The 19,780-nt window shown below is 47.8% G+C and carries 20 protein-coding genes; 16 read left to right on the top strand and 4 right to left on the bottom strand.

Translation table 11 applies throughout. From position 1 onward, the window contains the following. Positions 1-53: 53 nt before the first annotated feature. The 4 genes from PK629_02860 to PK629_02845 are packed head-to-tail and all read right to left on the bottom strand — an operon-like array spanning position 54 to position 4,082. On the bottom strand, positions 54-1,022 hold the full coding sequence (locus PK629_02860) for an ATP-binding cassette domain-containing protein (protein HOP10410.1): 969 nt from the start codon (positions 1,020-1,022) through the stop codon (positions 54-56). Further along, a complete protein-coding gene (locus PK629_02855) occupies positions 1,015-2,037 on the bottom strand; it encodes an ABC transporter ATP-binding protein (GenBank protein HOP10409.1) in 1,023 nt (340 codons plus the stop codon). Before PK629_02855 ends, PK629_02860 begins: the two co-directional genes overlap by 8 nt. A gap of 21 nt (positions 2,038-2,058) precedes the next feature. Then, the gene (locus PK629_02850; GenBank protein HOP10408.1) at positions 2,059-3,138 is read right to left on the bottom strand and encodes an ABC transporter permease; all 1,080 of its coding nucleotides are present in this window, start codon (positions 3,136-3,138) and stop codon (positions 2,059-2,061) included. Between the two features lie 17 nt (positions 3,139-3,155). Next, on the bottom strand, positions 3,156-4,082 hold the full coding sequence (locus PK629_02845; GenBank protein HOP10407.1) for an ABC transporter permease: 927 nt from the start codon (positions 4,080-4,082) through the stop codon (positions 3,156-3,158). 496 nt (positions 4,083-4,578) lie between these two features. Here PK629_02845 and PK629_02840 point away from each other — a divergent pair, with 496 nt between their 5' ends. The 16 genes from PK629_02840 (at position 4,579) to PK629_02765 (ending at position 19,747) form a co-directional block, all read left to right on the top strand. Next, the gene (locus tag PK629_02840; protein ID HOP10406.1) at positions 4,579-5,367 is read left to right on the top strand and encodes a class I SAM-dependent methyltransferase; all 789 of its coding nucleotides are present in this window, start codon (positions 4,579-4,581) and stop codon (positions 5,365-5,367) included. A gap of 4 nt (positions 5,368-5,371) precedes the next feature. After that, the gene (locus PK629_02835) at positions 5,372-5,860 is read left to right on the top strand and encodes a GNAT family N-acetyltransferase (GenBank protein HOP10405.1); all 489 of its coding nucleotides are present in this window, start codon (positions 5,372-5,374) and stop codon (positions 5,858-5,860) included. Beyond that, on the top strand, positions 5,857-6,372 hold the full coding sequence (locus PK629_02830; GenBank protein HOP10404.1) for a GNAT family N-acetyltransferase: 516 nt from the start codon (positions 5,857-5,859) through the stop codon (positions 6,370-6,372). The genes PK629_02835 and PK629_02830 overlap by 4 nt, the downstream gene beginning before the upstream one ends. A gap of 13 nt (positions 6,373-6,385) precedes the next feature. After that, positions 6,386-6,910: a GNAT family N-acetyltransferase gene (locus PK629_02825; protein HOP10403.1), complete on the top strand. Its 525-nt coding sequence runs from the start codon at positions 6,386-6,388 to the stop codon at positions 6,908-6,910. Between the two features lie 19 nt (positions 6,911-6,929). Then, the gene (thrC, locus tag PK629_02820; protein HOP10402.1) at positions 6,930-8,411 is read left to right on the top strand and encodes a threonine synthase; all 1,482 of its coding nucleotides are present in this window, start codon (positions 6,930-6,932) and stop codon (positions 8,409-8,411) included. Between the two features lie 18 nt (positions 8,412-8,429). Continuing rightward, positions 8,430-9,677: a cofactor-independent phosphoglycerate mutase gene (locus PK629_02815; protein HOP10401.1), complete on the top strand. Its 1,248-nt coding sequence runs from the start codon at positions 8,430-8,432 to the stop codon at positions 9,675-9,677. A gap of 105 nt (positions 9,678-9,782) precedes the next feature. Further along, on the top strand, positions 9,783-10,943 hold the full coding sequence (locus PK629_02810; protein ID HOP10400.1) for an SLC13 family permease: 1,161 nt from the start codon (positions 9,783-9,785) through the stop codon (positions 10,941-10,943). Positions 10,944-11,048: 105 nt separating this feature from the next. Further along, complete coding sequence (locus PK629_02805; protein HOP10399.1) at positions 11,049-12,143, top strand: radical SAM protein; 1,095 nt, start codon at positions 11,049-11,051, stop codon at positions 12,141-12,143. A 24-nt stretch (positions 12,144-12,167) separates the two neighbouring features. Beyond that, the gene (locus PK629_02800) at positions 12,168-13,052 is read left to right on the top strand and encodes an EamA family transporter (GenBank protein ID HOP10398.1); all 885 of its coding nucleotides are present in this window, start codon (positions 12,168-12,170) and stop codon (positions 13,050-13,052) included. Positions 13,053-13,184: 132 nt separating this feature from the next. Then, on the top strand, positions 13,185-14,057 hold the full coding sequence (locus PK629_02795; GenBank protein HOP10397.1) for a substrate-binding domain-containing protein: 873 nt from the start codon (positions 13,185-13,187) through the stop codon (positions 14,055-14,057). A gap of 81 nt (positions 14,058-14,138) precedes the next feature. Then, entirely contained in the window at positions 14,139-14,990 is an 852-nt protein-coding gene (gene pstC / locus PK629_02790; protein ID HOP10396.1) for a phosphate ABC transporter permease subunit PstC, read from the top strand. Further along, a complete protein-coding gene (gene pstA / locus PK629_02785; protein ID HOP10395.1) occupies positions 14,987-15,826 on the top strand; it encodes a phosphate ABC transporter permease PstA in 840 nt (279 codons plus the stop codon). Before pstC ends, pstA begins: the two co-directional genes overlap by 4 nt. Beyond that, positions 15,819-16,571, top strand: a complete 753-nt coding sequence (gene pstB, locus PK629_02780; protein HOP10394.1) for a phosphate ABC transporter ATP-binding protein PstB — start codon at positions 15,819-15,821, stop codon at positions 16,569-16,571. The genes pstA and pstB overlap by 8 nt, the downstream gene beginning before the upstream one ends. Then, complete coding sequence (phoU, locus tag PK629_02775; GenBank protein HOP10393.1) at positions 16,571-17,221, top strand: phosphate signaling complex protein PhoU; 651 nt, start codon at positions 16,571-16,573, stop codon at positions 17,219-17,221. Before pstB ends, phoU begins: the two co-directional genes overlap by 1 nt. Positions 17,222-17,392: 171 nt before the next feature. Next, positions 17,393-18,067 carry a response regulator transcription factor gene (locus tag PK629_02770; GenBank protein ID HOP10392.1) on the top strand — a complete coding sequence of 225 codons (675 nt, stop codon included), beginning with the start codon at positions 17,393-17,395 and terminating at the stop codon, positions 18,065-18,067. 30 nt (positions 18,068-18,097) lie between these two features. Next, on the top strand, positions 18,098-19,747 hold the full coding sequence (locus tag PK629_02765; protein HOP10391.1) for an ATP-binding protein: 1,650 nt from the start codon (positions 18,098-18,100) through the stop codon (positions 19,745-19,747). The last annotated feature ends 33 nt before the right edge of the window (positions 19,748-19,780 follow it).

Here is a 19,780-nt window from a genome sequence, read left to right as displayed (position 1 = left end):
TTTAAATTAACCAAACGGTTAATAAATATGTAGAATATAATACACCAAATAATTCAAATATGCAAGCAAGAAACGTAATGATTCGGAGAAATTTCTTGCAAAGTCGGCGCTGTTTCAGCACACTCTTTTGTCGCTTTTGGACATCTTGTTCTGAACGGGCATCCGCTCGGCATGTGCAGTGGGCTTGGGACGTCGCCTTCAAGCGTAATCCGCTTGTGTGTTCTTGCATATTCGGGGTCTGGAATCGGAACAGCCGAAAGCAGAGAAACGGTATAAGGATGAAGCGGTTTATGATAAAGCTCATTGGCCGGAGCGACCTCAACTATTTTACCCAAATACATAACGGCAATCCGGTTCGAGATATGCTTAACGATCAAGAGATCATGCGCAATGAACAGATAGGTCAAATGAAGTTGTTTTTGCAGACTCTCAAACATGTTGATAATTTGTGCTTGAATCGAGACGTCAAGCGCGGAAACGGGCTCGTCGCAAACGATGAATTTCGGATCAACCGCCAAAGCGCGTGCAATACCGATGCGCTGCCGCTGACCGCCGGAAAATTCGTGCGCATAACGAGTTGCGTGCTCACTGGAGAGCCCGACGATGTCCATCAAATTCTTGATTTTTTCCTGCCGTTCTTTTTTAGAGGAATAGAGTTTGTGTACATCCAGCGGCTCACCGATGATATCCCCGATGGTCATGCGGGGATCGAGGGAAGAGTAGGGGTCCTGAAAGACCATTTGGGCCTTTTTCCGCATTTCTCTGATGGATTTTTTATCGGAGATTTTCTTTCCGTCAAAAATAATTTCTCCGCCCGTAGGTTTATACAATTGCAGCAATGTTCGTCCGACGGTGGTTTTACCGCATCCGGATTCACCGACCAAACCGAGTGTTTCGCCTTCTTTGATCGAAAAAGAAACATCGTCTACCGCTTTCAACGGGATAGATCCGATAAAACCGGTGGGGACATCAAAATACTGCTTCAAATGATTGACTTCGAGCAAATTTTTATCATTAATCATCTAAATACAGCTCCTTTATCTGATCCGGCGTCAAAGTACCGCCATCGATACATTTTTTAATGTTGTACCAACATCTCGAGATATGTTTTTCGTTGATCACAATCTCACGGGCGTTTTCGGTGAGACAGATTTTCATGGCATTTTCGCAGCGAGGCGAAAACGGACAGCCGGCCGGCATATTGAGCAGATCAATAGGAGAACCGCCGATCGGTTTGAGTTTTTCTTTTTCATCGGAAACGGTTGGAATGGAACGAATCAACCCTTTGGTATATTCGTGCTGTGGATTATAGAAGATTTCATCTGCCGTGCCCCGTTCGCAGAATTGGCCGGCATACATTACGATAACCTCATCACACATATCAGCGATAACGCCCAGATCGTGGGTAATCAAGATGATTGCCATTCCCATCTTCTTTTGGAGGTCTTTCATCAGTTCCAGAATCTGAGCCTGAATGGTTACGTCAAGTGCGGTTGTGGGTTCGTCCGCGATCAGAATATCCGGTTCACAAGCCAGTGCCATAGCGATCATAACACGCTGACGCATACCGCCGGAGAATTCGTGCGGATATTGATTCATTCTTTTTTGAGGTTCATTGACACCGACGAGGGAGAGCATTTCAATTGCTCTCTCCTGTGCTTGTTTTTTATCACGGTTTGTGTGAAGCATAATTGCTTCCATAAGCTGATTCCCGATCGAAAAAACGGGATTTAAGCTGGTCATCGGGTCCTGAAAAATGATGCTGATTTTATTACCGCGAATCGTACTCATCACTTTTTCTCCGCAGTCAACCAGTTCCTGACCTCTTAGTTTTATGCTGCCGCCTACAATTTTACCGGGATTGGTTAAAATCTGAAGAATGGAATAAGCGGTAACACTTTTACCGGATCCGGATTCGCCGACGATTCCAAGCACTTTTCCCTCATCCAAATTAAACGAAACACCGTTTACAGCTTTCACTTCACCCGCCGCTGTAAAAAACGAGGTCTGCAAATTTCTGACTTCTAGTAATTTCATATACGAATGCCGCCTTTCTCGTTAATTCTTCAGCTTCGGATCGAAGGCGTCGCGCAAACCGTCGCCCAGAAGGTTCAGCGAAAGCACGATCAAACAGATAAAGACAGCCGGAATAACCAAACGATAAGCATAACTGTAAATACCCGTGAGCGCATCGGAAGCAAGAGAACCCAAACTCGGCATCGGAATTGAGACGCCGAGACCTAAAAAACTGAGAAAGCTTTCCGTAAAGATTGCCGAAGGAATTTGGAGTGCCGTGGTGATGATAATGATGCTGATGCAGTTTGGCAGGATATGCTTGCGAATAATGCGAAAAGCGCTTGCACCGATGGATTTTGCCGTAAGGACATATTCTTCTTGTTTGATCGAGAGAATCTGACCGCGGATCAAACGCGCCATACTAACCCAGTATAACAATGCGAATACAATGAAAATACTGATCATTCCGGTTCCCAATTTAGAAAACCAAGAGCCCTCGATCACCGGAGCGAGTACCGTTTTTAATACCACCGAGAGCAGAATTATCATTAAGAGGTCGGGTAGGGAATAGATAATGTCGACAATTCGCATCATAAACAAATCCACTTTGCCGCCGAAATAACCGGCTATAGAACCGTAGGTAACGCCGATGATCAAAACGATGATGCTGGCGAAGAAACCTACCAGTAAAGAAACCCTTGCGCCGTAAATGACACGGATGGCATAATCTCTGCCGGCAGTGTCGGTTCCGAAAATATGCGGGAATACTTTTTCACCGGCGGCAATGCGCGCCTGTTCGGTCGCTCCGTATTCAAACGGCTTTAAATTCAAATAGGACGAATCCACACTTTGGCCCTGAGTAAGACCAAGCTGCTGTTCGTAAGAATACGGATAGACCATCGGTACGAAAACCACCATAAGCAGAATGATCAGAATAATAAAGAAGCAGGTCATGGCAATTTTATTTTTCCAAAGACGGCGCATGCCGTCTTTAAAAAAAGTGGTCCGCTCACGCATTTGCACCTGCTGCAGTTTCTCTTCTTCGCTTGCGGGTGTAAATTTAGATAAATCCAGTTGAAAGCTCAGAGGATTCTTTTTGGGCATTTTTTTATTTTCGCTCATTTTCAAACCCTCCGTTCTTAAGATAATTCAACCCGCGGGTCAAATACTTTATATAAAATATCAGAAATCAACATCATAAAGATAACGAGTGTCGCAAGGAAAATCGTGGTACCCATAATCAGCGTATAATCCCTGTTGAAAATGCTTGAGACGAAATATTTGCCCAGTCCCGGAACGGCAAAGATCTTTTCCACGACCAAACTTCCGGTGACAATAAAAGCGATCATCGGCCCCGCATAGGTGATAACCGGCGTAATGGCATTTCGCAGAGCGTGTTTAAACAAAACTCTGTTCGGTTTCACGCCTTTTGCACGGGCAGTACGGATATAATCCTGTCCCAGTACATCGAGCATACTCGACCTCGTTAATCGTATGATATATGCCATCGGATACAAGGAAAGCGCAATAATGGGCAGGATCAAACCGCCGGCCGTGGACCCGTTTGCCGGCAGCCAGCTCAATTTGACGCAAAATATCAATAATAAAAACGTCGCTAAAATAAATGATGGTATTGCAACGAAAGCGGTTGACAAAACCATCGTAACTTTATCGATTACTTTATTATGAAAGACCGCGGCAAGAGACCCTAAAACAAGGCCGAAAACAATCGCAAGTCCTGCTGCGGCGAGACCCAGTTTAGCACTGACCTTAAAACCCTCTAAAATAATATTCGTAACACTGCGGCCTCTCTGTTTGATAGAGGGACCGAAATCAAATTTTAAAACACCTTTTAAATAAGTCCAGAATTGTTCCATAATAGGCTTGTCCAAACCGTATTTTGCTTCAAGTGCAGCCGTGACTTCGGGGCTTGGAGATTTTTCACTCAAAAACGGCCCGCCGGGAATGGCGTGCATAACAAAGAATGTAATCATTATGACCAAAAAAATCGTCAATAGAGCCAAAAAGAATCTTTTCAATATGTAAAATGCAAGCTTTGTATTCATTAAATGCATCCCCCAAACAATTTCGAGAAAAATAATATGTCCTATAGTATAACCTTTTTATCAACTAAATGCAATCATTTAAAGTAAAAAAACCTTTTACAAACCCGTAACAAAATTATGGGATGAAAAAATAAAACAGATGTAAAAGAATAAGGAAAAACAAGGTAATAATTTATTATTCCTGAAAAAATCCGCTAAACTTTGAAAAACCAAATAAATCCTTTTTATAAAAGAGTGTTGACAAATAGGCTCTGCCCATGTTATACTCTTAAAAATTTCCAACGGGAGGATCCGGTAATGGTATTGTTGATTAACAAATTAAATATAACGACCGCCACTACTGATACGCATGACGTGTATGGTACTACTACCACTACCGCCGTGCTTATACCTCTGTTATCATATTCGGAAAAATAGACAGGAATTTTTCGAACAAGACGCAGCGGTGTAAGCGATAAAGAGCTTACGCCGTTTTTTATTTTACCAGGAGGTTTTTATGGAAGCGTTTGAAGTTTTAACGAATTATTATAATTCTTACGACGAAGATAGCCGTTTGCTTTCCCGACACGGCAGTGTCGAGTTTCTGACGACCGTGCGATATATTGAAAAATACCTTCGCTCCGGCATGAAAATCCTAGAGATCGGTGCGGGTACAGGTCGGTATTCACACCTTTTCGCACATAAAGGTTATACGGTCGACGCCGTTGAATTAATCGAACACAATATTGAAAAATTCAAAATAAATACCTTACCTGATGAAACCGTCACGATCACGCAGGGAAATGCGGTCGATCTTTCATTTATCGCTCAGAACACCTATGACATCACGCTGCTGCTCGGGCCGATGTACCACCTGTTTGCCGACGAAGACAAGAAAAAAGCGCTCTCGGAGGCCCTTCGCGTGACAAAACCCAACGGATTGCTATATGTCGCCTATTGTATGAACGAGGCCACCATCATCCAGTTTGGTTTTCAGCGCGGCGGTATTTTGAAAGAACCGTATAAAACCCTGATTAATCCCATTACGTTCAAGGCCTCTTCGACTCCTGATGAAATTTTCACGCTCTACCGCAAGGAGGAAATAGACGCCTTAATATCGGACTTGAAAGTCAGCCGGCTTCATTTCCTCGGTACTGATATGTTCACCAATTATAACCGTGAGATGATCGACAATATGGACGATAGCCTGTTTGAATTGTATTTGAAATACCATTTCGCCATCTGCGAACGCGCTGATCTGACCGGCATGTCGTACCATACGCTGGATATATTGAGAAAGGAATAAATTTATGAATATCACAATCCGAACCGCCGTCCCCGAGGACTGTGAAAAGATCAAACCCCTGCAAAAAGAGATCGCCGATCTGCATTACAACGGCCGTCCCGATCTTTTCAAGACCGAACCCCGGTGCTTCACTTCCGACGCTTTCACGGAACGCCTGAACACGCCCGGTCATTACGTTTACATCGCCGAGAACAACGCCGGCGAAGTCGTGGGTTATGCGTTCGCAAACATCAACAGAATCCGCAATCATTCCACCTATATTGATTTCGATCAGTTTTACATCGACGACATCTGCGTGCTTCAAAAATATCAACGTATGGGTATCGGACGCGCACTTTTTGAAACGTGCAAAGATCAGGGAAAACAACTGGGCTGTTATAATATTGATCTCGGCGTTTGGTGTTTCAATAAAGAGGCGATTGCCTTTTACGAATCCTGCGGCATGAGCCCGCGCATCATGAAAATGGAACTGATCTTGGAGGATCATTTATGAACAGATTAAAATTGATATTCCCGACCCTAGAAATGGAACAACAGGCGCTGGCATTCCGCCGGGAGTGTTTTGAGAACGGCGAGACCGAAATTCAGGGCGACGGCGGGTTTGACTACGCCGAGAATTACGCGGATTGGATCGCCAAAATCAATGCCGATCTCACAAGCGAAGAGAACCCCTATGTACCCGCGACGCTTTATTTTGCATTTGACGGCGACAAACTGGTCGGCGTCACTCAAATCCGCCATCGCTTAAACGCGGAATTGTTGAAGTGCAACGGAAACATCGGCTACCATATCCGTCCCTCCGAGCGCAGAAAGGGTTATGCGACCGAAATGCTCTCGCTGGTTCTTAAAAAGTGCAGGGAACTCGGTCTTGAAAAAGTGCTTGTCTCCTGCGATAACGACAATTTCGGTTCCGCTAAGACGATTCTAAAAAACGGCGGTGTTCTCGAAAACGAAGTGTTGGTCGATGACGGCGCGATTGTTCAACGCTATTGGATCACATTGTAACGGAGGAACTCTTATGGGCAGATTAAAACTTTTATTCCCAACGCTTGAAATGGAGCGGGAGGCGCTCGACTATCGGCAGGAGTGTTTCGACGCCGGCGAAGTCGAGATCAACGGCGACGCCGGGCTTGACCACGCCGAAAATTACGCGGATTGGATTAAAAAAATTGAGTCCGACCTGAAAATAAATGATGAAACCGAATCGCTTGTTCCCGCCACCGAATACTTCGCCTTTGACGGTGACCGTATGGTCGGTACCATTCAAATCCGCCATAAGCTCAACGAATTTTTATTCAATTACGGCGGTCACATCGGTTATGAAATCCGCCCATCCGAGCGCAGAAAGGGTTATGCTGCCGAAATGCTGTCTCTTGCGCTTGAAAAGTGCAGGGAAATGGGTCTGGAACGCGTACTAATCACCTGCGTCAAAACCAACATCGGCTCCGCAAAAACCATGATAAAAAACGGCGGCGTTCTCGAAAACGAAGTCCTCAAAAACGGAGTGCCTTTTCAAAGGTATTGGATCGACCTTTCAAAATAACCAAAAGAGGTAAAACGGTATGGAATTCTGCAGCACAAGAGATCAAAATTTAACCGTGAGCGCGGCACACGCGATTTTGAACGGCCTTGCGCCGGACGGTGGACTGTTTGTCCCGAAAACGCTGCCGTCGTTTTCTCTTGCCGAAATTGCGGAATTGAGCGCCTTGGACTACCGCGGCTGCGCTTTAAAAATCCTGCCGAAATTCCTGCCGGGTTATTCCGAAGAAGAGCTTTCCTCCTATATCGAAAAGGCCTACGGAGACAACTTCGAAACCGCCGATCCCGCACCGATTAAAGGCCTCGGCGACGGTATTTTCTCATTGGAACTCTTTCATGGGCCCACCTGTGCGTTTAAGGACTTTGCGCTTCAGCTGCTTCCGTACCTCCTGACTTCCGCCGCCGAAAAATGCGGCTGTGATAAAGAAATCGCAATTTTAACCGCAACTTCCGGCGATACCGGAAAGGCCGCACTGTCGGGTTTTTCCGATGTAAAAGGTACCCGCATCTGTGTTTTTTATCCCGACGGCGGCATCAGCGAAATTCAACGGCTTCAGATGTCAACGCAAAAAGGCAACAACGTCAACGTCCTCGCCGTCAAAGGAAATTTCGACGATACCCAAAACGGCGTCAAAGCCATTTTCACCGATCCGTCGGTCATTCAGGAACTTGATAAACGCAAAATCATCCTCTCCAGCGCCAATTCGATCAACTGGGGACGCCTTGCGCCGCAGATCGTCTATTATTTTTACGCCTATGCCAAAATGGTTTCCGGCAACGCCGTCAAACCCGGTGCGCCTGTGAATTTTTGTGTGCCGACCGGTAATTTCGGCAATATTTTGGCCGGCTACTTTGCAAAAAAGAGCGGATTGCCCGTGGATAAACTCCTCTGCGCATCCAATCAAAACAATATTTTGACCGATTTTATCAACACCGGCGTTTATGATAAAAACCGCGCATTTTATCTGACCAATTCTCCGTCCATGGATATTTTGATCTCGTCCAATCTGGAACGCCTTTTGTTCCTGTTGGGCGGAGATGAAAAGGTGCGTCAATTTATGCGCTCGTTAAGCGAAACAGGCCGCTACGAAATCGGTGACGAATTGCTTTCGACGCTTCATAAAGAGGGTTTTTGCGCCTATTTCTGCGATGAAAACGCCACCGACAAATGCATCGCCGACACATGGGCAAATAAGGCCTATCTCTGCGATACGCACACCGCAGTGGGATTTGACGTTTTGCGGCAGTATCAAACAGCCACGGGCGACCGAACTACCACGGCGGTGCTTTCCACCGCCTCTCCGTTCAAATTTGCCTCATCAATCTTGCATGCGCTCGGGCAGCCCGTTCCGAAGGACGGCTTCAACGCCATCGACGCTTTGGACGAATTCTCGAAAATTCCCGCGCCGAAGCAGTTGAAAAATATCCGGAACCTTCCGGTCAGATTCGATCAAATCATCACGCGGTCCGCAATGAAACAAAGCGTTCTGGACTGGTTGAAATAAAGGAAATAGGTAATAATTATGAAATATGTTGTATTTTTAGGCGATGGGATGTCCGATATCGCCATCCCCGAACTATCCGGTCAAACGCCGCTCGAAGCGGCTTTTCACCCTGCCATGGACGAGTTGGCGCAAAAGGGCATTTTCGGCATGGCAAAGACGATCCCCGACGGCATGGAGGCCGGCAGCGATACGGCGAATCTCTCGGTGTTCGGTTACGACCCGAAAATCTATTATTCCGGACGCTCTCCGCTTGAGGCCGTCAATATGGGCATCGAACTCTCGCCGGGTGACATCACTTACCGCTGCAATACCGTGACGCTTTCGCAAGCCGAAAAACTCGAAGATGCCGTGATGCTGGACTTCAGTGCGGGCGAGATCGAAAACAAGGATTCCCACGCCGTTATTCAGTCGGTCGCGGAACATTTTTCAGATCGCGTGGAATTGTATGCCGGCATCCGTTACCGCCATTGCCTGGTTTTGAGAAACGCCGAGACCGGTGCGAAAACGTCCGCACCACACGACATTCACGGTCAAATCGTCGGTCAATATCTCCCGAAAGAAAAAAACAGCGATCTGCTGCGCGAAATCATGGAATATTCCTATCGGGAGCTTCCGAAACACCCGGTCAATATCCGCAGAATCAAAGAGGGCAAAAAGCCGGTTTCGGCGCTTTGGCTGTGGGGCGAGGGCAGGAAACCGCAGATGACCGATTTCAAAGAGAAATTCGGCGTCAAGGGCAGTATCATTTCGGCGGTCGATTTAATTCAGGGCATGGGCAAATGCGCCGGACTGCGCGTTCTGCATGTTCCGGGCGCAACCGGCGATTGGCATACGGATTACGCCGCAAAAGGCCGTGCCGCCATCGATGCGCTCAAAGAAGACGATTTTGTCTATATCCATGTCGAAGCGCCGGACGAGTGCGGCCATCACGGAAACGCCGCCGAAAAAGTCAAATCCATCGAACAGATCGACGAAAAAATCGTCGCGCCTGTGATTGAATATCTTAAATCCTGCGGAGAACCGTTCGGCGCGCTTTTGATGCCCGACCACCCGACGCTGGTCTCCACCACGACGCACAGCCCCGAACCCGTCCCGTTCGCTCTTTACGACAGCCGCAGACCGTTTGACAACGGCTCCGATATTCGCTTTACAGAGCCATTTGCACAAAGTACCGGCTTGTATAAAGAACACGCCCACGAACTGATGAACCTGATGATCAATTTTGAGGAAATCGCAGCGCTATCCCACCGAAAATACGCATTCTGATTTCGAAAAGATCTTGACTTTGCGCATATAAATGCTAAAATTCAGCAGGCGGGTAAATGCCTGCTGTTTTTTATGCCAATCTGATCAATGCGGTGATATGAAACCATGAATCTTTCCGGGGTTCAGGAACGAAATCCGCTCCCGAAAAATCCGAAAACCGAAACGAATAAATTCGGCCAATTCGTCCGAAAAAACATTGTCATGCTGATCGCTGCGGCGGCTGCGGCTGTCTCGGCGTTTTTTGTGAAACCGGACGGCGCCTATATCGCATATTTTGATTTTAAAACGCTGACCTGCCTTTTTTGCGTACTTGCGGTTGTCTGCGCTTTGAAAAACATCAGCTTTTTTGAGATTTTGGCCTGCAAAATCGTTGAAAAGTGCAAAAACACCCGCACATCGATTCTCGTGTTGGTCTATGTCACTTTCATCGGCTCAATGCTGATCGCCAATGATATGGCGCTTCTGACTTTTTTGCCGCTCGGATATTCCACACTGTATAAAACGGGTAAAGAAAAATATATGGCGTTTACGTTCATCATGCAGAACATCGCCGCGAACCTCGGCGGAATGCTGACGCCGTTCGGAAATCCGCAGAATCTGTACCTCTATTCGAAATTCGGCATTTCGAACGCTGAGTTTGTCTCGATCATGTTCCCGCCGTTTCTGCTGTCGGTGATTCTGATCACAATCTGCTGCCTGTTTATCAAACCGGAACCTATACGGATCGGCGGCGAGATCAAAAAGCTCGACCCGGCAAAATCGATGATTTATTTCGTTTTGTTCGCATTTTCAATCGCATTGGTCTTTAAAATAATCCCGTATTATTTCGGTTTGATTTTGATTCCTGCGGTCCTTCTGTTCATGGATAAAAAAGCGCTCGCGGCGGTGGATTATCCGCTGCTTTTGACGTTCGCCGCATTTTTTGTGTTTTCCGGAAACCTCTCTCGTATCGAAGCGGTCCGGAACCTGTTCGCCGGATTGCTCGAAAAAAATACATTGCTTTTTTCCGCGCTTTCCTGCCAGTTCATCAGCAACGTGCCGACTGCGGTGCTGCTCTCGAATTTCACGTCCGATTATGCCGGTTTGCTTGTCGGCGTCAATATCGGCGGCGTGGGCACGATCATCGCGTCTCTTGCCAGTTTGATCACCCTGCGCGAATATACGAACCTGTACCCGGGAAAACAGGGAAGCTATATTTTAAAATTTTCCGCGTTCAATTTCGGCTTTTTGGCGGTTCTGCTCGTCTTCTGCCTTTTGATTCTGTAAATGTCGTTCTTCTTCGAATTTACGATGTAAAAACAGAAATTTTATTGTTTTTTCTCCGAACTTCGAATATAATCAAAATTGTAATCATTCGCGCAAGGAGAATTCATGAATAACGCAGAACTCACTTCCTACCTTAACGACGGCATCAAAGAGTTGGTTTCCGGTGTGTTGAAGTCCACTTTCAGCAATCCAAAAGAGACCGCTTATTTGTTAAAATTTCTAACGCATTCGGAGAAAAACGCAAAAACACGCGAGGATTTTGAAAAAGACGGTCTGCACGTACCCGCTTTTTTAATCGCGAGCATCACGAACTCCTGCAATCTGTTTTGCAAGGGCTGTTATGCGCGCGCCAACGGCATCTGCGGCGAAAAATGCGGCGGTGAAACACTGCCCGCAGAAAAATGGAATGATCTCTTCACACAGGCGTCCGATCTCGGCATCACATTCTGCCTGTTGGCGGGAGGAGAACCGCTTTTGCGAAAAGATGTATTGGAACAGGCGGCGAAAAAACCGGAGATCATCTTTCCGATTTTCACAAACGGCACGGTTATTGATGAGTATTATATCAAACTGTTGGACCGCCACAGGAACCTGATCCCGATTTTCAGCGTCGAAGGGGGCAGGGAACAGACCGACGAACGGCGCGGTACCGGCACTTATGAAAAAATCATGACCGCAATCGACGCTCTCGGCAAAAAGAAAATCCTCTTCGGCGCTTCCGTGACCGTCACCACGCAAAATCTCAACGAGGTCACTTCCGACGATTTTTTAGACCTTTTCAACGATCTCGGCTGCCGATTGATCTTTTATATCGAATATGTACCGGCTGACGGCAAGACCGAGTTGGCTCCGACCGAAAAAGAACGCAGAATCATGGACGAAAAACTCAATCATCTCCGCCGAAAATATCCCAAGATGATGTTTTTATCCTTTCCGGGTGACGAACAGTATATGGGCGGGTGTCTGGCGGCAGGCAGGGGTTTTTTCCACATCGGGCCGAACGGCGCGGCGGAGGCCTGTCCGTTCTCTCCATATTCCGACACCGATTTAAAAAGCAGCACTTTAAAAGATGCGCTTCAATCCCCGTTTTTCCGATCCCTTCAGGAGAGAGGGCTTTCCGGCGGAGAACATGACGGCGGCTGTACCTTGTTCGAAAACGAAGACACCGTTCGGGAATGCCTGAAAAACTGCGGCAAATAAAATCAATCGGATAGGGGATTTGGAATGAACCCGCTTTACTTATTGGCCATTTTCGGGCTGGCGGCGATGGCGACGACCAAAGTGACGATCCAGAGCGCATTCGGAAAAAAGATCATGCAGACGAGTGCCGATGCGTTGTTTTATAATGGGATGCTGTTCGCCTTCGCGGCTGTGATTGCAATACCGCTGACAATAGCGGAAAAACAGACGCTCTCAATCACGACCTGCCTTTATGGGGCGGCATTTGGCATATTGAGCATCATTTTTCAGTTTTCCTATGCGAACGCTTTCAGGACGGGTTCTGTCTCCCTGACGGTCTTGATCAACAGTTTTTCGCTGATCATTCCGATTCTGTTCTGTTCGATCATCTACGAAGAACCTTTGACCGTAAACAGAATCATCGGAATGATTCTGCTTTTCATCTCTTTCTTTTTCAGCGTAAAAAAAGACAGCAAATTCGGGAAGTTCAATGTTCGTTGGCTGATTCATACGTTGATTTGTTTTTTCTCCGGCGGTTTTGCATCCGTCGTCCTGAAGCTTCACCAGCATACGGAATCCAAAGAACAATATAGCGGGTTTGTGCTGGCCGCCTATATCGTCGCGTTTACGCTTTCCGCTCTGCTTTATTATTATAAATACAAGAGTGTCCATGTAAAAGTTACTTATAAATTGACACCGAAAGTATGGATACCCGCAGCCTTCGCGGGAATAATTCTGGGTGTCTATCAAAAGTTCAATTTATTTCTTGCTGGGATCATCGACAGCGCCGTACTTTTCCCAATTATCGGCTGCTCTGTCACAATCATGATGACAATCTGCGGCGTCCTGATTTTCAGGGATAAGTTGCGGAAAATTCAAATTTTAGGCATTGGGATCGGAATTATCTCAATTGCCCTGATCAGCATGTAAAAAAATCGAAATATCGAAAATTTACACAGATTTTACATCAAAGCCGTTTTTGATTTTACGCTTCTGGTTTATCCTTGAACTGTACGGTGAAAACCGTATCAGACAACGAATTGATAAACGGAGGAAATTTGCATGAAAAAATTTATCACTTTTGTGCTTTCCGCGGTACTGCTCTGTACGGCGCTGATCGGCTGTGAGAAAACGCCGGAATCATCCGCTTCCGCGGTCACCCCCATTACGGTTATTTCCCGCGAATCCGGTTCCGGCACACGCGGCGCCTTCATCGAACTGTTCGGAATCGAACAGAAAGATGCGGACGGCAATAAAGTCGATTACACCATCGACACCGCATTGATCAACAGCTCTACCGGCGTCGTGCTGACCAACGTCGCTTCCGATGCCAACGCGATCGGTTATATCTCTCTCGGCGCACTCAACGATACAGTCAAGGCGCTGGAAATTGACGGCGTGGCGGCAACAGTCGAAAACATCAAAAACGATACCTATTCGATCTACCGTCCGTTCAACATCGTCACTTACGGCGAAGTCGGCGACCTCGCGCAGGACTTCATCGACTTTATCCTCTCCACCGAAGGACAGGCCATCGTCGAAGCCAACAGCTATATCCCGCTTGACGGCGTGTCCGCATACGCAGGCACCAAACCCTCCGGCACCATCACTATCGCAGGTTCCTCTTCTGTCACACCTTTGATGGAAAAACTGGTTGAGGCCTATCTCGAAATCAACACCAACGCGACCATCGAAGTTCAGCAGAGCGACTCCACATCCGGCGTCAAGAGCACGCTTGAAGGTGTCTGCGAAATCGGTATGGCGTCCCGTGAACTCAAAGACAGCGAGCTTGAATCCGGCGCAGTCCCGACAGTCATCGCTCTCGACGGCATCGCCGTGATTGTCAACATCGAAAACGCGATCGACGGTCTGACATCCGAGCAGGTTCTCGGAATCTACACCGGCACCATCGTGAACTGGGAAGATATTGCTTAATCCGGTTTCTGAAGCACCTCACCGGGAAGTAAGGTTTGAAAATTCGATTTTCAAGCCTTACTTTCCAAGAAAGGCCAATCTATGATCAAGTTCAAAGAGATCACAATGAAAATCGTTTTCATGCTGAGCGCATGCGTCGCGATTCTGGCAGTACTGCTCATCTGCCTGTTCCTCTTTGCCAACGGCATCCCGGCGATCAAAGAGATCGGGCTTTGGGATTTCATCTCGGGGACAAAATGGAAGCCGGAAAACGACATCTACGGCATTCTCCCGATGATCATGGGCAGTATCTACGTCACGGCGGGTGCGCTTGTGATCGGTGTTCCGACCGGAATCCTCACCGCGATCTTCATGGCCAGATTCTGTCCGAAAAAGCTGCATAAAGTGTTGAAACCCGCAGTGGATCTGCTGGCCGGAATCCCCTCGGTCGTCTATGGATTCTTCGGATTGATGGTCATCGTCCCGACCATACGCAATCTCTTCGGAGGAACCGGTTCATCCATGCTTGCCGCATCAATCGTACTGGGCATTATGATCTTGCCCACGATTATCGGCGTCTCTGAGGCGGCGATCCGCGCAGTGCCCGAGAGTTATTACGAAGGGTCTCTCGCACTCGGAGCCAGTCATGAGAGAAGCGTTTTCTTCTCCGTTTTTCCGGCGGCAAAATCAGGTGTCATGGCGGCCGTGATTTTAGGTGTCGGACGGGCAATCGGCGAAACCATGGCCGTCGTCATGGTCGCGGGAAATCAGGCGATCATGCCGACTTCTATCATCAAAGGACTGCGTACCCTGACGTCAAACATCGTCATTGAAATGGGGTATGCGGCCGATTTGCATTATGACGCGCTGATTGCCACAGGCGTTGTGCTGTTCGTGTTTATATTGATTATCAACCTGATCTTTTCGATCTTGAAAAGGAGGTCGAAAACATGACAAGGGCAAAACTGCAGTCCGTCATTTTAAGGATTCTCGTCTATATCGGAATTACTTTAACCGTTTCGGCGCTCGCTTTTATTATCGTCTACATCCTCGCAAAAGGAATACCGAACATCACACTCGACCTGTTTTCGCTGAAATACAACACCACGAACTGTTCCGTCATTCCCGCGATCGTCAATACCGTCACAATGACGTTGATGTCCTTGCTCATCGCCGTACCGCTCGGCGTCTTCTCGGCGATCTATCTGGTTGAATACGCGAAACGCGGCAATAAACTCGTCGCCGTCGTGCGCATGACCGCCGAAACCCTCTCCGGCATCCCCTCCATCGTCTACGGTCTGTTCGGATATCTGATGTTCGTGGTCTACTTCGGATGGGGTTACAGCATGCTTGCGGGCGCTTTGACGCTCTCGATCATGATCCTGCCGGTCATCATGCGCACCACCGAAGAAGCGTTGAAAGCGGTTCCGGATTCATTCCGCGAAGGCAGTTTCGGACTCGGCGCCGGAAAACTGCGCACGGTTTTTAAAATCGTTCTTCCGTCGGCGATCCCGGGAATTCTCGCGGGCGTCGTGTTGTCGATCGGCAGAATCGTCGGCGAGACAGCCGCATTGATCTATACGGCTGGCACGGTTGCGCAGATTCCGGACGATGTCTTGGGAAGCGGAAGAACGCTCTCGGTACATCTGTACGCGCTCTGGAACGAAGGGCTTTCACAGGATAAGGCCTATGCGTCGGCAGTTGTGCTGCTCGTGGTCGTCGTCGGCATCAACGCACTATCGGCATTTATCGCAAAGAGGTTATCGAAGGGTAGAACAAACAATGGATAAATACAACATCGAACAACTGAATTTATTTTACGGAAATTTTCAAGCCCTGAAAAACGTCGATCTGACGATTCAGAGCAAAGAAATCACCGCCTTTATCGGCCCGTCCGGCTGCGGCAAGTCCACGCTTTTAAAATCCCTGAACCGGATGAACGATCTGATCGAGGGCTGCCGCATCGAGGGCAAAGTCCTGTTGGACGGCGAGGACATCTACGACCGCAAAATGGACGTCAACCTGCTCCGGAAACGGGTGGGCATGGTCTTTCAAAAGCCCAATCCCTTTCCGATGAGCGTTTATGATAACATCGCATACGGGCCCCGAACCCACGGCGTCAAACAGAAAGCAAAACTTGACGAAATCGTCGAAAAATCGCTTGTGGACGCGGCGATCTGGGACGAAGTCAAAGACCGGTTGAAAAAATCGGCACTCGGACTTTCCGGCGGCCAGCAGCAGCGTCTCTGCATCGCGAGGGCGCTTGCCGTCGAGCCGGAGGTACTTTTGATGGACGAACCGACCTCCGCACTCGACCCGATCTCGACCAGTAAAATAGAAGACCTTGTCACCGAGCTTAAAAAATGGTATTCTATTGTCATCGTGACCCACAACATGCAGCAGGCAACCCGAATTTCCGATAAAACAGCGTTTTTCCTGCTCGGTGAGGTCATTGAATACGGAGATACAGAAGCATTGTTCTCAACACCGAAAAACAAAAAAACAGAAGATTATATTACAGGGAGGTTCGGATAATGCGCATCAAATTTGACGAGCAGCTTCAGGCGCTGAATAACGACCTGATCATCATGGGCGCGTTGTGCGAAGACGGGATTGCATGTTCGGTCAAATCCCTGTTGGATTCCGATATTTCACTCGCCGAAAACGCCATTAAAATTGAAAAGGAAATCGATCAGAAAGAGCGTGATATCGAAACGCTCTGTATGAAACTGCTCTTGCAGCAGCAGCCGGTGGCCAGCGATCTGCGTCTCATTTCTTCGGCGCTTAAAATGGTGACCGATATGGAGCGTATCGGCGACCAAGCGGCCGATATCGCCGAACTGGTCACGTATACCGATTTGTCGGATTCCAAAAACGACATCCACATTGCGGATATGGCCAAAGCCGTCATCAAAATGGTCACAGACAGCATCGACGCCTTTGTCAAACACGATCTCGAACTTGCACAGTCGGTCATCGCATATGACGACATCGTAGATGACCTTTTCCTGAAAATCAAAAGCGATCTGATCGAACTGATTGCGTTGAATAAACAGAGCGGGGAAGTTGCGCTCGACACCATGATGATTGCAAAATACCTTGAACGTATCGGCGATCATGCGACCAACATCGCGGAATGGGTGGTTTTCGCAATCACCGGAAAACATGTTGGCGAAAACGTTTGAAATGAATTTTAAATGCCTTAGATTGTCATTAAATTAGATTTTGTCATTCTGAACTAAGTCGAAGAATCTCGGACAGATTATGGCTTACGATGCGATATTATCGGTTTTATCAATTAAAAATCATATAGAGCCCAACATCCCGATTGTTATTAAAAAAGGAAGGCAGCATAAATGATTATTGTCGTTGAAGACGACCGCGGAATCCGCGAATTGGTCGTCTATACCCTCCAAAATACCGGTTTTAAGGCCATGGGCTGTGAAAACGCGCAGGAACTCTATACGGTACTGAAAACCGAAAAACCGCAGTTGATCCTGCTTGACATCATGCTGCCGGGCGAGGACGGGATTTCCATTCTCAAGCGGCTGCGCCAAAATGCGGCGATGAAAAAAGTCCCGATCATCATGCTCACCGCAAAAGGCGCCGAATACGACAAAGTGATCGGGCTGGATTCCGGTGCGGATGATTACATCACCAAACCCTTTGGTATGATGGAGATGATTTCCCGTATCAAAGCCGTATTGCGGCGCGCGGAAGAGACCAACGACGATGTAGTCTACGCCTTTCACAACATCGTTTTAAATGTCAAAGCGCATTCGATTTCCGTCAACGGTTCCGCCGTTGAGGTGACGCTGAAAGAATTTGAATTACTGCGCCTCCTGATGAAAAACGCAGGCACCGTCTTAACGCGGGATATGCTGCTTGAAAACATCTGGGGATACGGGTTTGACGGCGAGACAAGAACGGTGGACGTACATATCGGCACGCTTCGTTCAAAATTGGGTGACAGCGGAGAGCTGATCGAAACCGTCCGCGGCGTGGGTTATCGAATCGGAAACGAAGTTTGAAATACCCATATATAAAATGGAGGTGAACCGATGAAGCGGAGAATTTTTTGGAGCATATTTCTGACGTCTTTTTTACTGCTTACTTTAACGGTAACTGCCGTGATGGGAACCGTTTATAATCAGTTCACCGACGAACGCAAAGCTGAAATTAAAACCGAAACCGGATATATTATAAGCGCCTATGACGAAGAGGATATTTCATATCTCCGGCAAATCGGCATCAACAGCGAAAACCGTATTTCTCTGGTTGCGCCGAACGGCACGGTTATATATGATAGTTTTGTCGACGCTTCCACGCTCGAAAATCACGCCGACAGGCCCGAAATCATCTCCGCACTGGAAATCGGAAACGGTGAATCTACCCGCGCTTCTGCCACCCTCGGGCAAAAAACCTATTATTACGCCGTATTATTGGACGACGGGAATGTGCTGCGTCTTGCGGCGACCATGAATAGCATGGCGACCATCATCGACAACACCGCCACTATTATTTTTATCATCTTGATTTTTGCGCTGGTAATCATCATCGTCACCGCCAATCTGCTGACAAAGCACATCGTTGCGCCGATTAACAAAATCAATCCCGAAGATCCGCTTTCTTCTGATGCTTATGAGGAATTTTCACCGTTGATTGTCAGCATTGATAAGCGGAACAAGAAAATTGACGATCAGATTCGTGTGCTGTCCGAAAAACAACGGGAATTTTCCGAAGTCACCGACGGCATGAGCGAGGCGCTGGTGATTTTCGGCGCGGACCGTAAAATTTTATCGGCAAACCGCAGCGCAAAACATGTGTTCTCCTCCTATGAACCGGAGGGTATCGGGTATTTGGAATTCTGCCGCGATATGGCCTATATCCACGTTGTCGAAGAGGCGTTTTTAGGGCGTCCGGCGCAGGAGAAATTCCGCCGCGACGGCCATATTTACCGGTTGTCCGCAGACCCGGTCGGCGAGAGCAACGAATTTGCCGCCGTGCTGTTTGTCACGGATATCACTGATTCGGAACGCGCCGAACAAATCCGCAGAGAATTCTCCGCAAATGTTTCACACGAGCTGAAAACCCCGCTGACCTCGATTTTGGGCTATGCAGAGATCATGCGCAACGGCGTCGCGAAACCCGAGGATTTCCCGCGCTTCACCAAACAGATTTACGACGAAGCCGGCCGGCTTCTTTCGCTGATCGAAGACATTATCAAACTTTCCAAGCTTGACGAGGGTGGTTTAAAACAGGAATTTCGGAAAACGGATCTCTATGAGATCTGCGAGAGCGTCGTTTCCGAGCTCTCGCAAAAGGCCCAAAACGCCGATGTCATACTGGAATTGCAGGGCGATCATCTGGCTGTCAACGGTATTGAAAACACGCTGCACGAGATGATTTTCAATCTCTGCGACAATGCGATCATCTATAACAGAAAAGGCGGTTCGGTGCTGATTGATTTAAGCACGGTGCAGGGGCATCCTGTACTCTCTGTTAAGGATACCGGCATCGGCATCGCGCCGGAACATCAGAGCCGGGTTTTCGAACGATTTTATCGAATCGATAAGAGCCATTCAAAAGCCACCGGCGGCACAGGTCTCGGCCTGTCGATCGTCAAACACGGCGCGTTGCTGCACGGTGCGGAAGTCAAATTAACCAGTACGCTGGGACAGGGCACCGAAATCAATATTATATTCCCGTAATATAAAAATAGGTTAAAACAACACCGAGGTCGT

The organism is Oscillospiraceae bacterium (assembly GCA_035380125.1).
Lineage (GTDB): Bacteria > Bacillota > Clostridia > Oscillospirales > JAKOTC01 > DAOPZJ01.
The sequence above is the reverse complement of the archived record's forward strand: the minus strand, read 5'-3'. Positions and strand labels throughout refer to the sequence as shown.